The sequence below is a fragment of the Tissierella pigra genome, from assembly GCF_009695605.1.
GTDB lineage: Bacteria > Bacillota > Clostridia > Tissierellales > Tissierellaceae > Tissierella > Tissierella pigra.
The window spans coordinates 1-14,166 of sequence record NZ_VUNQ01000044.1; the positions used below are offsets into that span (position 1 = coordinate 1).

Here is a 14,166-nt window from a genome sequence, read left to right on the forward strand (position 1 = left end):
TATTTAATCAAGGATCGCTATCGCTTTCCTCCTTGACAAAATAATTACTAGCAATTTAAGAAAACCACAGCATTATTCAGAGAAAATTTTTCAGAGGTCTGTGTCACATATGTTTGACTTCTCTAGATTATTAGCCAAATCAAAACTAAAAGTAGTTGCATTTTTTTGATTTTAGCTTTATAATTAAATTTAGTATGATTTTTCATCGCAGTTAAATTATACTAAAAAACAGGTCTTAGAGCTATTGCTCTAAGACCTGTTTTTCTTTTATGGGTTTTTCATTTTTGAAACAGCCTCTTAATAAATTTTATATAAAATATTGGATAAAAAGTCTAAAAGAATAGTATAATTAAGATAAGGAAAAAGAATAAATGGAGGATAAAAATGAAAATAGACTTTGAAGAAATAATAAGAAAATTAGAGTCAAAAGCAAATACAATTTATTTTGATACAGATAAGCTTAAACAACTTTTAATTACAGCTAAAGAAAAGGCAGAGGGAAATAAACAGTTAATGGAGATTTGGGAGGATTTAAAACTAATTATTGATTTGGTCAAAGATTGGATAAAAGGAGATTATAAGGAACTATCAAAGACTTCTGTAATAATGATAATAATATCATTATTATATTTAGTAAATCCCTTAGATTTAGTGCCAGACTTTTTACCTGGAGGATTTATTGATGATTTAGCTGTAATAGCATATGTGGTTAAGAAGATTTCAGATGAATTAAAAACTTATAAACAATGGCGAAGTATAAATAAAACAGATGAAACCATAGAGATGAAGGCAGAATTTGTAGATGATACAGCAGATGTAGAAGACATAGATGATATATTAAATGAAGATGAAGATACTGATGAAGAAATTTGATTTAGATGAATTGTACTGGGGGGATTGGAAGGAGTTACTAGAAAACTCCAATAAGTTAGAGGAACTATTTGTTTATATTGAAGACTATGATTCTAGAAGTATAGAAGAATTATCTCAAATATTAAAACTATATAGCAATCCCTCGGGAGTATTTACAATTGAGTTTGCAGATATAGTTGCTGAACTATATAAAAGCGATAAAATAAAATTTATGAAGGCTTTAAATTTAGTTCAAGATGAAGCCATTAACCTTGTATATATCTTTAGAAACTTACAAATATTTTCAGATGGAGATGAAGAACTAAAAGAAGTACTTAGCAAAGGGAATCTATCACAGAATGAGATAGATACAGCTAGTATATTTTATCAGATGTATAAAAACATATGTAGTTCTTGAGTATAAAAAAGAGAGAAGGATTCTCTCTTTTTTTACTATTTAAGATATGATTGATTATATTTTGCTTATAAGGTAATATAGTAGATGGAATAATATATAATATATAAAGCATTAAATAAAACATAGAAATAAGGAGTTCATAAATGAAAACAAGCAAAATGGAAAAGTCAATATTAGGAAAACCTAAAGAAATATGTACAAAAGTATTTTTTATAGTTTTAGGTAATTTATTATGTGCCTTAGCAATTAATTTATTCTTTGTACCCAATGGGTTATTAAGTGGAGGCGTTGGTGGGATTGCAATTATGATTCAATATTTAACAAATTTACCTACGGGAATATCTGTATTCTTAATGAATTTACCATTATTTGTATTAGGGGCTAAAATGTTAGATAGAAAATTTGTAGTATATGCCTTTATATCCATGATAGTGTTTTCTTCTTGGCTGACTATAACAAAGGGATTTTCAAAATATTTTATAATAGACGACATATTCCTCGGTTCAGTCTTTGGAGCAGTATTTAATGGAATTGGTATGGGACTAATGTTTAGACATGGAACTTGTCAAGGAGGATTTGATGTAATAGCTGCAATCCTTAAAAGGAAGTATAATATGAATATTGGAACAGGATTGATGATGGCAAATACTATTATAATTTCACTTTCATCTTTATTATTTGGATATAAATCTGCAATGTATACCTTAATAGCAATGTATGCTGGGTATCAAATACTTGATAAGGTACAAATTGGATTTAATATACAAAAAAATGTTATAATTGTATCAGAAAGGTCTCAAGAATTATCTCTTGCTATTATAGAAAGAATACACAGAGGAGTTACTCTCCTAAAGGGTCAAGGAGGATATACTCATGAAGATAGAAATATTATATATTGTACTCTTACCTCTAGAGAAATTGCAAAGCTAAAAGAAATAGTAAATGATGTAGACCCCAAAGCATTCTTTACTATAACCGATGTAGTAGAAGTAAAGGGAAAAGGATTTAAAACAGCAGAAATATAATAACAAATTATTAGTTTTAATTTATAAAAAGAAATAAAATAATGTAAAGATAATTATAAGGGATGTCCTACGACATCCCTTTACAATTGTCTTTATTATTTTATTAAAGCTTAGTGACTTTTTTATCAAAGTTTGATATAATATAAACAAATGGAAGCATTTTATTTAATGAATATCATAATATGTTTATATAGGGGGTGGAAATATGGCTGCATCCGTAACAGCAGTTAAGTTTATATGTAAGGACTGTGGGCATATCTGGGATGAGAACTATGAAGAAGGTATAAGTTGTCTAAAGTGTCATTCTGAGAACACCGAAGAAATAAGTAGAACGAGATATTGATCAAGAGGGTAGATAATACTACCCTCTTTTTTCATACTTATATCTATAAAATTTATCACATAACTAACACATTGAAGATTTATAATATAGATAAGGAAGGATTTCCTAGAAGATATATAGGAGGAGTTTTATGTTTAGGATACTTGTTGTAGATGATGAGGAGAGAATTCGAGAGGTTATCAGAGAGTATGGAGAATTTGAAGGACATCAAGTGTTAGAAGCCAAAGATGGAATGGAAGCTGTGAATATATGTAAAGAACAAGATTTTGATGTTATAGTAATGGATATAATGATGCCTAAATTAGATGGTTTTTCTGCTTATAAGGAGATTAAAAAGATAAAGAATATACCTGTACTTATGCTCTCTGCACGGGGAGAAGAATATGATAAATTATTTGGTTTTGAAATAGGAATTGATGATTATGTAGTAAAGCCTTTTTCACCCAAAGAAATTATGGCTAGGCTAAATGTAATTGTTAGCCGTAATAAGAAAATACAAAATGATAGCAATTCTAATGAAATATATGAATTTGATGGTCTTGTAATTGATATGCTAGGAAGAAATGTGTTTGTTGATGAAGTAAAAGTAGATATGACTCCAAAGGAATATGAGTTATTATTTTATTTGGTTAAAAATAAGAACGTTGCTTTGACTAGGGATAAATTATTAAATGAGGTCTGGGGTTATGATTTCTTTGGTGATTATAGAACCATTGATACCCATATAAAAATGCTTAGAAATAGTATAGAACCATATAGGGATTTTATTGTAACATTAAGAGGATTAGGATATAAATTTGAATATATAAAATAAATAGAAATGGTGGTAATTTTGAAAAATAGATTAGATGTAAACAGTCTAAAATTTAAATTGTGGACATATTTTGTTTTATTTGCAGCAACTATTATGACCATATTATGGCTTCTTCAAATTGTATTTTTAAATACCTATTATAAGTCAATGAAGACTAATGAGATTAAGAAAATTGGAGACAGCCTAGTAGTAGAATATGGAAAGGATGATTTTGAAGATATTATTTATACAATATCCTTCAGTAAAGGGCTAATTATTCAGATACTAAATGAAGATGGTGTTCCAATATTTCCTATGAATACATCCTTTGACCCTAGACCTCCTAAATTTGATTTTATGGAATCAAGGAAATTTATAGATAAATTAGAGAAAGAAGATCAAGAAAAAATTTTATATACTACAGAAGATTTCAGATTAGGAAGACCAACCATAGTTTATGGTGCTGTATTACAAGGGCAGAATGGAGAAAATCTATATTTATACATCAATGGATTATTAGATCCCATAGATTCCACTACTTTTGTTTTAAAAAATCAGCTTATTATAGTAACTATAATATCCTTGCTATTATCATTGGGATTATCATTTATTATTGCATCTAAAATATCTAAACCTATTACCCAAGTAACCAATGCGGCATCAGTTTTGGCTAAAGGTAATTATAATATTGTGTTTGAAAAAGGTGATTATACAGAAATAGATAATCTAGTTTCTACATTAAATTACACTACAAAGGAACTATCGAAAGTTGAAGAACTAAGAAGAGAGTTAATTTCAAATGTATCCCATGATTTAAGGACACCACTTACATTAATAAAATCTTATGCAGAGATGATAAGAGATATATCAGGCGATAATCCAGAAAAACGAAAGTCTCATGTAAACGTAATTATAGATGAATCAGATAGACTGACTACACTTGTTAATGATATTTTAGATTTATCTAAGGTTGAGGCAAATCTTAGTCAGATGAATCATGAAGAATTTGATGTAGTTGGGACTACGAAGGATATTTTAAAGAGATTTTTAATTCTTGAAGAAAAAGAAGGATTTACTTTTATTCTAAACTGTGATGATGAAGTAAAAGTATGTGGTGATGAGAAAAAAATAGAGCAAGTAATTTATAATCTAATTAGTAATGCCGTGAATTTCACTGGAGATGATAAGTCGGTATTTATAAATATTAAAGATGTTGGCAGTTATATTAAATATGAAGTAAAAGATACAGGAAAAGGAATTCCTAAAGAAGAGTTAGATCACATATGGGATAGATACTATATGGTAGGTAAAAACCATAAGCGGGCAGTAATAGGGACTGGGCTAGGACTTTCTATTGTCAAAAATATATTGATGGCTCATAACTCAGATTTTGGGGTGGAAAGTTATACTAACCAAGGAACCATATTTTGGTTTCAATTAAAAGCTAATAAATAAATATAACCATAAAAGATAAGATTTGATATTATACTTCCAAAGTAGACAGTCTAATTAATTAAAATTAGACTGTCTACTTGGAGGTATTTTTTATGATCTAATTCAATAAGTCATGCAAAAATACGGAAAATGATTTTCACAAGTATTTCTATTAGTTATCATCTAGATTTCACAAAAGAAATATATCCTTAATCTAGATATAAAATTTGGAGGTGAAAAATATGAATAGTATCAAATATAGACATGAGCATAAACTTTATATAAATTTAGGAGATTACTATGTTATTAGAACTAGACTAAAACATCTGATGAAATTAGATAGAAATTCTAAAGGAGATGAAGGATATTTCATAAGAAGCATATATTTTGATGATATAAATGATAAAGCTTTATTTGAAAAAATAGCTGGTGTAAATCATAGAGAGAAATTTAGAATTAGATTTTATAATAATGATGTCTCTTATATTAAATTGGAAAAAAAGATTAAAAACAATGGACTTACAGCAAAATTCAGTACTTTAGTTTCTGTAGATGAATGTAATAAAATTTTAAATGAAGATATTGACTGGATAAGATATAAGGATGATGATTTATTAAAAGAACTTTATATTAAGATGAAAAGTGAATTATTTAGACCAAAAACCATAGTAGATTATAATCGTGAAGCTTATACTTATTCTACAGGTAACGTTAGAGTAACCTTTGATAAATCAATAAGAACAGGTATTTTTTCAAAAAAAATATTTGATAAAGATATTCCCACTGTAAAAGCATTGGATTCAAATATAATTATTTTAGAAGTAAAGTATGATGAATTTATTCCAAATATTATATCTGACATACTTCAAATAGGAGAAAGAAGGATTACTTCAGTTTCAAAATATGCTCTTTCAAGGGCATTTGGCTAAAACTAATAAAATTGGAGATGAAAAAATGAATACAACAAATACAATAAATTTTGGAGACGTTTTTAAATCAAGTTTCTTAGATAAAATAGGCGGAATTTCTGCAATGGATATGATTATAGCTCTGGGACTTGCCTTTGTTTTAGGATTATTTATTATGACAGTTTATAAGAAAACATTTACAGGAGTTATGTATTCTTCAAGTTTTAGTGTGGCACTTATGGCTTTAACCCTTATTACAACACTGATTATATTGGCTGTTACTTCCAATATAGTTCTATCTCTTGGTATGGTTGGTGCATTATCAATTGTTCGTTTTAGGTCTGCAATAAAAGAGCCTATTGATATAGCATTTTTATTTTGGTCAATTTCTGGAGGAATAGTATTAGGTGCTGGATTAATACCACTGGCAATATTTGGCTCAATATTTATAGGGATTGTATTGGTTTTATTTGTAAATAAAAAGACAAATGAAACACCATATATAATGGTAGTTAATTGTGAAGGTGATAAATGTGAAAAGGATGTTTTAGATATTATAAATAATAGAGTACAAAAATATTTAATAAAATCTAAGACTGTTTCAAAGCATAATGGTATAGAACTTACTGTTGAAATTAGATTAAAGGAAGTTACTACTGATTTTATAAATGAACTATCATATATAGAAGGAGTTTCCAATGTAGTTATGGTTAGTTATAATGGAGATTATATGGCTTAGTGAGAAGGTGATTTGATGATAAAAGAGAGAAGTTTAGCAATCATATCAGTGATTTCTATTTTTCTGGTTGCTATGATACTAATGGTTTCTATGAAAAATATGACTAACAGTAATGATATAGATAGTGCTAATATTAAACAGCCAGACTATGTAAGTAAGATATTTAATAAGAATAAAGTATCAGAAATAAATATTAAAATAGATGAAGACCAATGGAATGATTTATTACAGAATGCCATAAAAGAAGAATATTATAATTGTGATATTACTATAAATGGGGAAACATTTTCAAATGTAGGAATCAGAGCAAAAGGTAATTCCAGCCTAAATATGGTAGCAGGTGATGATACTACAGATAGATATAGTTTTAAGATTAAATTTGATAAATATATTAAGGGACAGGACTACTATGGCTTAGAGAAATTGGCACTGAATAATAATATTGGTGATACTACAAATATGAAGGAGTATTTATCATATGAAATTTTTGATGAATTAGGAGTTGCTGTACCTGGCTTTGCCTATACAAATATTAAGGTAAATGGACAGGAGTGGGGATTATACTTAGCAGTGGAAGTAATGGAGGAAAGTTTTATTGAAAGACAATTTGGAAGTCTAGAAGGCAATCTTTATAAACCAGAAACCATGGAAATGGGTAATATGAACAGGAACATGGAAAGACAACCAGAAAAAAATAATGAGGACATAGAACATAAAAATGATACCAAGAATCCAAGGAGTTTTGGTGACTTTAATAGAGGAAATAGCGGTACAAATCTAGTATATACTGGAGACGATATTTCTAATTACTCTGGAATCTTTCATAACTCCATATTTAAGACAACTAATGAGGATGATTATAATATAGTAGTTGAAATGATGAAGAATTTAGATGCAGGTACAAATTTAGAAGAGTATTTAGATGTAGATGAGATACTTAGATATTTTGTAGCAAATACATTTCTTGTAAATCTAGATAGTTATGCAGGAAACTTAAAACATAATTACTATTTATATGAAAGGAATGGAAAGTTTCAAATATTACCGTGGGACTTTAATCTCTCCTTTGGGGGACATGAAATAAATAATGGCTCATTGGCCATAAATTTTCCAATAGATAATCCAGTTACAGATACTATGGAAAATAGTCCTCTTATATCTAAACTACTAGAGAAACAAGAATATAAGGAAATATATTATCAATATTTAGAGGATTTAACTATAAATTATATTGAATCTGGGAAATACAAAACATCTATTAGTAGAGTTAATGAATTAATAAAAGATTATATAAAAAGTGATCCTACTGCCTTTTATACCTATGAGGAATATCAAAATTCCCTTCCTATATTATTGCAGTTTGGGAAAGATAGGGCAGAAAGTGTTATGGCACAGCTTAAAGGACAGCAGCCAACTACTACCTATGGAGATATAAAAACTAATATAGATTTATCAGCATTAGGTTCTATGGGGAAAGGTGTTGGAAATAATATGATGAATTCAGATAAAATGACTCCACCTGGTAATTTTGGAAATGGAGAAAATCCAGATACTATGTTTAAGGCAATGGAGATAATCAAAGAATTGTCTGGTGAAGAATTGACAGATGAGGATAGGAGGCAGTTAGCGGAATTAGGGTTAAATAGTGAACAAATAGAAGAATTGCTGAAAATGATAAAGCAGATGCCAAATAATATGAGAGATAAAACTAATAGAAATATGTCTCAGCAAGGCAATAGAAATAGGAATAATATGGAATATAAAAATAATATAGATACAAAAAAAATAATTATATTTATTGCTTCTATAGTGGCATTAATATTATCTTTAATTTTTATAAGTAGTTTCAAGCGAAAAAAGTATATTAGACCCCTTTAAATAAATAAAAACATTTCTAGAACCATGGCGTTTTGGGAATGTTTTTATAATTATATTGATATTGCCCTAAACTATGGACAAATTAGGTAATAACAAATACAATATAAGAAAAGAATGAAACCAAATCAATATATTGAGGTGATTTTATGAATTATAAAGATAAATACAATAGCTGGTTAGAAAATGATTATTTTGATGAAGAAACGAGATTAGAACTTAGACAAATTGCAGATGACAAAGAAATAGAGGACAGATTTTATACTGATTTATCCTTTGGAACTGCTGGACTAAGGGGAAAGGTTGGAGCTGGAACCAATAGAATGAATATATATACTGTATCTTTAGCCACTGAAGGACTAGCAAAAACCATAGTAAATAAAGGAAAAGAAGCTATGAATAGAGGTGTGGCTATTGCTTATGATGTAAGACATTATTCAGATAAATTTTCTCAAATAGCTGCTAGAGTATTGGCAGCCAATGGAATAAAGGTTTATTTATTTGAAGGAATAAGACCTACACCTTTATTGTCTTATACTATTAGAAAGTTAGATGCCATATCTGGAATAGTAGTTACAGCAAGTCACAATCCAAGGGACTATAATGGATATAAGGTTTACTGGGAAGATGGTTCTCAGATTTTAGACGATATAGCAGATGAAATCCTTATGGAAATAAAAAATATAAAAGATTTTTCAGAAATAAAACTTATGGATTTAGATGAGGCTAAGAATAAGGGTTTAATTGAATATATAGGTAAAGAAATTGATGATGATTATGATAAAGATTTGCTTAGTTTATCACTTGATGATGATATAGATAAGGATATAAAGATTATATATACACCTCTTAATGGTACTGGAAATATTCCAGTAAGGCGAATACTTTCAAAAAGAGGATTTACCAATATAATCGTTGTACCAGAACAGGAGAATCCAGATCCAAACTTTACAACAGTAGGATATCCAAATCCAGAGGATGTAAAGGCATTCGATTATGCTAAAGTATTGGGGAAAAAAGAAGATGCAGAATTAATTATAGCAACTGATCCAGATTGTGACAGGGTTGCTATGATGGTAAGGGATAAGAATGGAGAGTTTAAATTTATTAATGGCAATCAAGCGGGAGTGCTATTAGTAAATTATATATTATCTCAAAGAAATAGATTAAATAATATTCCAGAAAATGGAGTTATAGTTAAATCAATAGTTACTGGAGATTTAAGTAAATCAATAGCCAAAAAGTATGGAGTGGAAACTATAGAAACTTTGACTGGATTTAAAAATATTTGTGGTAAAGCCAATGAATTTGACAAAACAGGAGAGCATACTTTTATATTTGGATATGAGGAAAGTATAGGATATGTATATGGAACTATGGTAAGAGATAAAGATGCAGTAAATACTTCCATGCTTATAGCAGAAATGGCAGGATTTTATAAAAAACAAGGAAAATCATTACTAGATGTATTGGAAGATATATACAAGGAGCATGGATATTATAAAGAAAAACTTATATCTATAGTATTGGAAGGTATAGAAGGAAGTCAAAGAATAAGCAGAATGATGGAAGAAATTAGAAAAAGACCAATAATGGATTTTGATGGCATAAAACTTGAAAAAACTATAGATTACCTGTTAGATAATACAGGAAATCCTAAATCCAATGTTCTAAAATACTACTTAGAAGATGGTTCTTGGTATGCCGTAAGACCTTCAGGTACAGAGCCAAAAATAAAACTTTATATTTATTCAAAAGATATAAATAGTAAGGTTTCAGAGGACAAAATAAACACTATAGAATCTGCAGTTTTAAAAAAAATAAATTCAATTGAATAATAACTAAGATTATTTAATTCTAAATTAGGTTGAATTAAATATACGGATATGTTAAAATTTTGGTGATGTAAAATAAAATGTTTTATAAATTACTAAAAGTTTTAAAGCATGAAATAAATATATTATTAAGGGGGAAGTACAATTGTATAAAATTGTAGAAAAAGAAATTCTTGCTCCAAATATTTTCTCAATGGATATTTTGGCTCCAAGAGTAGCGAATTCCGCTAAGCCAGGACAATTTGTTATTGTAATTACAGATGAGACAGGTGAGAGATTACCACTTACAATTTGTGACTATGACAAAGAAAAAGGAACAGTACAAATAGTAGTTCAATCTATGGGTAGCTCTACTAAAAAACTTGCAGCATTTGAAAAAGGAGATTCATTAAAGGACTTTGTTGGACCTTTAGGAGTTCCATCAGAGTTTGTAAGTGAAGACCTTGATGAGCTAAAGAAAAAGAAAATATTATTTGTAGCTGGTGGAGTAGGTACGGCACCTGTTTATCCTCAAGTAAAATGGCTACATGAGCACGGTGTAGAAGTTGATGTTATTATGGGAGCTAAAACTAAAGATTTAGTTATTTTAGAGGACAAACTAAAATCAGTTGCAGGAAATCTATATGTAGCAACAGATGATGGTTCTTATGGATTCCATGGATTAGTTACTAATTACATAGAGGACTTAGTAAATAATCAAGGAAAACAATATGATGTATGTATAGCGATAGGACCTATGATAATGATGAAATTCGTTGCATTGACAACTAAAAAATTAAATATTCCTACTGTTGTATCACTTAATCCTATAATGGTAGATGGAACTGGAATGTGTGGTGCTTGTAGAGTTACAGTAGGTAATGAAACAAAGTTTGCATGTGTTCATGGACCAGAATTTGATGGACATCTTGTAGACTTCGATGAGGCATTAAAAAGACAAGGACAATATAAGACTGAAGAAGTTAAAAAAGATGAAGCTTATAAATGTCAGTTAGAGGAGGCTAGAAAATAATGGATAAATTTACAAGAACTCCTATTGCAGAGCAAGACCCACAAGTAAGAAACCATAACTTTGAAGAAGTATGTCTTGGATATACAGAAGAAGAAGCAATACAGGAAGCTAAAAGATGTATACAATGTAAAAAACCTTTCTGTAGACCAAATTGTCCAGTTTCTATAGATATTCCAGGATTTATTAAACATATAGCAGAAGGTAATTTTGCAGAAGCTGCTCAAGTTCTAGCAGAGTATTCAGCACTTCCAGCAGTTTGTGGTAGAGTTTGTCCACAAGAAGTTCAATGTGAAAGCACTTGTATCTTAGGTAAAAAAGGAGATGCAGTTGCAATCGGTAAATTAGAGAGATTTGCTGCTGACTGGGCTAGAGAAAATGGAATCGAAGTTGGAAAAGCTAAAGAAAGTAACGGTCATAAAGTTGCTATTATAGGTTCAGGTCCTGCTGGTGTTACTTGTGCAGGTGAATTAGCTAAGGAAGGTTATGATGTAACAATATTTGAAGCTCTTCATGAGCCAGGTGGAGTATTGGTTTATGGTATTCCAGAGTTCAGACTTCCAAAAGAAACAGTAGTAAAAAATGAAATTGAAAACTTGAAAAAATTAGGTGTTAAAATAGAAACTAACGTTATAGTTGGTAGAACAATTACTGTAGATGAAATATTTGAAGAAGGATTTGAAGCTGTTTTTATAGGCTCAGGTGCAGGACTTCCTAAATTCATGAATATTCCAGGAGAAAACCTTAACGGAGTATTCTCAGCTAATGAATTCTTAACTAGAAATAACCTAATGAAAGCTTTTAGACCAGAATTCGATACACCAATTAAAGTAGGTCAAAAAGTAGCAGTAGTAGGTGGAGGAAACGTTGCTATGGACGCTGCTAGAACTGCTAAAAGACTTGGTGCAGAAGTATATGTAGTATATAGAAGAACAGAAGAAGAATTACCAGCAAGAGTTGAAGAAGTTCACCATGCTAAAGAAGAAGGAATTATATTTGAACTTCTTACAAATCCAATAGAAGTTCTTGGAGACGAAAATGGTTGGGTAAAAGGACTTAAATGTGTAAGAATGGAATTAGGTGAACCTGATTCATCAGGTAGAAGAAGACCTAGAGAAATAGCAGGTTCAGAGTTTGAATTTGAAGTGGATACTGTTATAATGTCCTTAGGTACATCACCAAATCCATTGATTTCTTCAACTACAGATGGATTAGATGTAAACAATCATCTATGTATAGTAGCTGATGAAAATGGTCAGACATCAAGAGAAGGTGTATTTGCAGGTGGAGATGCAGTAACAGGAGCAGCTACAGTAATACTTGCTATGGGCGCAGGTAAAGATGCAGCTAAAGCAATGGATGAGTATATAAAATCAAAAAATAATTAATATAAAAAACAAACTCTCTCTAGGGAGTTTGTTTTTTTGTTTTTCTATGATATAATATTTAGAGTGTCGAACTAAATATAAGGAAAGTAAAGGTGAATTGTAAATGGAGTCTGTTCTTAATAAGAAAGATCTAAGAAATCAAATAGTTAAAATAGCATCGCCTGTTTTGATTGAACTCTTAATGGGAACTCTTTTCGGTATGGTAGATATGATGATGCTTGGCAGATCTGGAGATGCTGCTACTACAGCTGCATCTATTGCTGCAGTCGGTGTTACTAATCAACTGGTATTTTTAGGATTAGCATTAGTACAATCCTTAAATATTGGTGCTACAACTATGGTAGCGCGTTACATAGGAGCAAAACGAGAGGATAGGATTGAATCTGTAGTAAAGCATGTTACTATACTTACTCAAATCCTATTAGTTGTCCCCATACTATTTATAGGTTTAGGTATGACAGATACTGCTATGAAATTCTTTGGTGCTCATGAGGATACTCTTATTATAGGTAGAGATTATTTTAGGGTAATTGCTTCAGGATTTATATTTCAAGCTTTCAACTTTTCTATATTTGCCTCTTTAAGAGGCTCAGGAGATACTAAAACACCTATGAAAATAAATATTATTGCCAATTTATCAAATGTAGTTGGTAACGCCGTTTTAATTTATGGATTATTTGGATTCCCAAGACTAGGGGTTTTAGGTGCCGGAATATCTACATCTCTATCACAAGTAATAGCAAGTATATTATTGATGAGAGTTGTATTTAATCAAAAAAACATAGTCCATATAAATTTGAAGAAAAAATTTAAATTTGATAAAGATATAGTATATAATTTAATTAAAATTGGATTGCCAGCCTCGGGAGAGCAACTTGCTATGCGAGCAGGAATGCTAATATTTACAAAGATTATAGCTTCGTTAGGTACTGTACCCTATGCAACACATCAGATTTGTATAAGTATATTGAATCTATCTTTTACTCCAGGTCAGGCATTTGGAATATCTGCATCGACTTTAGTGGGGCGAAGTCTGGGAGAAGAAGAACCAGATAAAGCAGAGGCATATGTAAAAATGTGTGGTAAAATAGGTGCGATAATAGCAACAGTTATGGGTGTTATATTTTTCTTCTTCGGTTCAGCCATAGCAGCTTTATATACTGATAACAAGGAAGTAATTCTAGGAGCAGGAGCTGTACTGAAATTAGTGGCGTTTATACAACCTTTCCAATGTTCTCAATTGATTATTTCAGGAGGACTTAGGGGAGCAGGGGATACAGTATGGACATTAATCTCTACTTTACTAGGAATTTTAATTATTAGATGGATTTGTGCACATGTTTTTGTAATAAAATTAGGTATGGGACTTTCAGGAGCGTGGTTAGCCGTATTAATCGACCAAAGTATTAGATGGATATTTATTTCCATCAGATTTAGAACCAACAATTGGAAATATATTACCATAAGATAAATAAAAGCTATGATGGCTAAGCCATCATAGCTTTTTGTTTGTTGTTATAAATTAGAAGTGATGTCAAAAATTTACT

At 29.9% G+C, this 14,166-nt stretch carries 13 protein-coding genes; all 13 read left to right on the forward strand.

Annotated features, from left to right (window positions below):
* Positions 1–384 precede the first annotated feature (384 nt).
* The 13 genes from FYJ83_RS15315 (at position 385) to FYJ83_RS15375 (ending at position 14,090) form a co-directional block, all read left to right on the forward strand.
* Complete coding sequence (locus FYJ83_RS15315) at positions 385–873, forward strand: YkvA family protein (protein WP_154441971.1); 489 nt, start codon at positions 385–387, stop codon at positions 871–873.
* Positions 842–1,270: a hypothetical protein gene (locus tag FYJ83_RS15320; RefSeq protein WP_195838024.1), complete on the forward strand. Its 429-nt coding sequence runs from the start codon at positions 842–844 to the stop codon at positions 1,268–1,270. Before FYJ83_RS15315 ends, FYJ83_RS15320 begins: the two co-directional genes overlap by 32 nt.
* Before the next feature lie 143 nt (positions 1,271–1,413).
* Positions 1,414–2,295, forward strand: coding sequence for a YitT family protein (locus tag FYJ83_RS15325; RefSeq protein ID WP_154441975.1), 882 nt, complete (start codon positions 1,414–1,416; stop codon positions 2,293–2,295).
* A gap of 205 nt (positions 2,296–2,500) precedes the next feature.
* Entirely contained in the window at positions 2,501–2,638 is a 138-nt protein-coding gene (locus FYJ83_RS15330; protein WP_154441977.1) for a hypothetical protein, read from the forward strand.
* Positions 2,639–2,768: 130 nt separating this feature from the next.
* Positions 2,769–3,452, forward strand: coding sequence for a response regulator transcription factor (locus tag FYJ83_RS15335; RefSeq protein ID WP_154441979.1), 684 nt, complete (start codon positions 2,769–2,771; stop codon positions 3,450–3,452).
* Between the two features lie 18 nt (positions 3,453–3,470).
* Positions 3,471–4,886: a sensor histidine kinase gene (locus FYJ83_RS15340; protein ID WP_195838025.1), complete on the forward strand. Its 1,416-nt coding sequence runs from the start codon at positions 3,471–3,473 to the stop codon at positions 4,884–4,886.
* A gap of 221 nt (positions 4,887–5,107) precedes the next feature.
* On the forward strand, positions 5,108–5,794 hold the full coding sequence (locus FYJ83_RS15345; protein ID WP_154441983.1) for a polyphosphate polymerase domain-containing protein: 687 nt from the start codon (positions 5,108–5,110) through the stop codon (positions 5,792–5,794).
* A gap of 25 nt (positions 5,795–5,819) precedes the next feature.
* Positions 5,820–6,512, forward strand: a complete 693-nt coding sequence (locus FYJ83_RS15350; protein WP_154441985.1) for a DUF4956 domain-containing protein — start codon at positions 5,820–5,822, stop codon at positions 6,510–6,512.
* 15 nt (positions 6,513–6,527) lie between these two features.
* Positions 6,528–8,390 (forward strand): CotH kinase family protein, encoded by a 1,863-nt coding sequence (locus FYJ83_RS15355; protein WP_154441987.1) that lies wholly within the window; start codon positions 6,528–6,530, stop codon positions 8,388–8,390.
* 146 nt (positions 8,391–8,536) lie between these two features.
* Positions 8,537–10,225, forward strand: coding sequence for a phospho-sugar mutase (locus FYJ83_RS15360; protein WP_154441989.1), 1,689 nt, complete (start codon positions 8,537–8,539; stop codon positions 10,223–10,225).
* Positions 10,226–10,367: 142 nt separating this feature from the next.
* Positions 10,368–11,234: a sulfide/dihydroorotate dehydrogenase-like FAD/NAD-binding protein gene (locus tag FYJ83_RS20475; RefSeq protein ID WP_154441991.1), complete on the forward strand. Its 867-nt coding sequence runs from the start codon at positions 10,368–10,370 to the stop codon at positions 11,232–11,234.
* On the forward strand, positions 11,234–12,619 hold the full coding sequence (gene gltA, locus FYJ83_RS20480) for an NADPH-dependent glutamate synthase (RefSeq protein WP_154441993.1): 1,386 nt from the start codon (positions 11,234–11,236) through the stop codon (positions 12,617–12,619). Before FYJ83_RS20475 ends, gltA begins: the two co-directional genes overlap by 1 nt.
* 103 nt (positions 12,620–12,722) lie before the next feature.
* Positions 12,723–14,090: an MATE family efflux transporter gene (locus tag FYJ83_RS15375; RefSeq protein ID WP_154441995.1), complete on the forward strand. Its 1,368-nt coding sequence runs from the start codon at positions 12,723–12,725 to the stop codon at positions 14,088–14,090.
* Positions 14,091–14,166 lie beyond the last annotated feature (76 nt).

Excerpts from the sequence above, each read along its gene's own strand:
- FYJ83_RS15320 (WP_195838024.1), top strand. The coding sequence starts at position 842 with ATGAAGATGAAGATACTGATGAAGAAATTTGATTTAGATGAATTGTAC.
- FYJ83_RS15315 (WP_154441971.1), top strand. The coding sequence starts at position 385 with ATGAAAATAGACTTTGAAGAAATAATAAGAAAATTAGAGTCAAAAGCA.
- FYJ83_RS15335 (WP_154441979.1), top strand. The coding sequence starts at position 2,769 with ATGTTTAGGATACTTGTTGTAGATGATGAGGAGAGAATTCGAGAGGTT.
- gltA (WP_154441993.1), top strand. The coding sequence starts at position 11,234 with ATGGATAAATTTACAAGAACTCCTATTGCAGAGCAAGACCCACAAGTA.
- FYJ83_RS15360 (WP_154441989.1), top strand. The coding sequence starts at position 8,537 with ATGAATTATAAAGATAAATACAATAGCTGGTTAGAAAATGATTATTTT.
- FYJ83_RS15325 (WP_154441975.1), top strand. The coding sequence starts at position 1,414 with ATGAAAACAAGCAAAATGGAAAAGTCAATATTAGGAAAACCTAAAGAA.
- FYJ83_RS15330 (WP_154441977.1), top strand. The coding sequence starts at position 2,501 with ATGGCTGCATCCGTAACAGCAGTTAAGTTTATATGTAAGGACTGTGGG.
- FYJ83_RS15345 (WP_154441983.1), top strand. The coding sequence starts at position 5,108 with ATGAATAGTATCAAATATAGACATGAGCATAAACTTTATATAAATTTA.
- FYJ83_RS15350 (WP_154441985.1), top strand. The coding sequence starts at position 5,820 with ATGAATACAACAAATACAATAAATTTTGGAGACGTTTTTAAATCAAGT.
- FYJ83_RS15375 (WP_154441995.1), top strand. The coding sequence starts at position 12,723 with ATGGAGTCTGTTCTTAATAAGAAAGATCTAAGAAATCAAATAGTTAAA.
- FYJ83_RS15355 (WP_154441987.1), top strand. The coding sequence starts at position 6,528 with ATGATAAAAGAGAGAAGTTTAGCAATCATATCAGTGATTTCTATTTTT.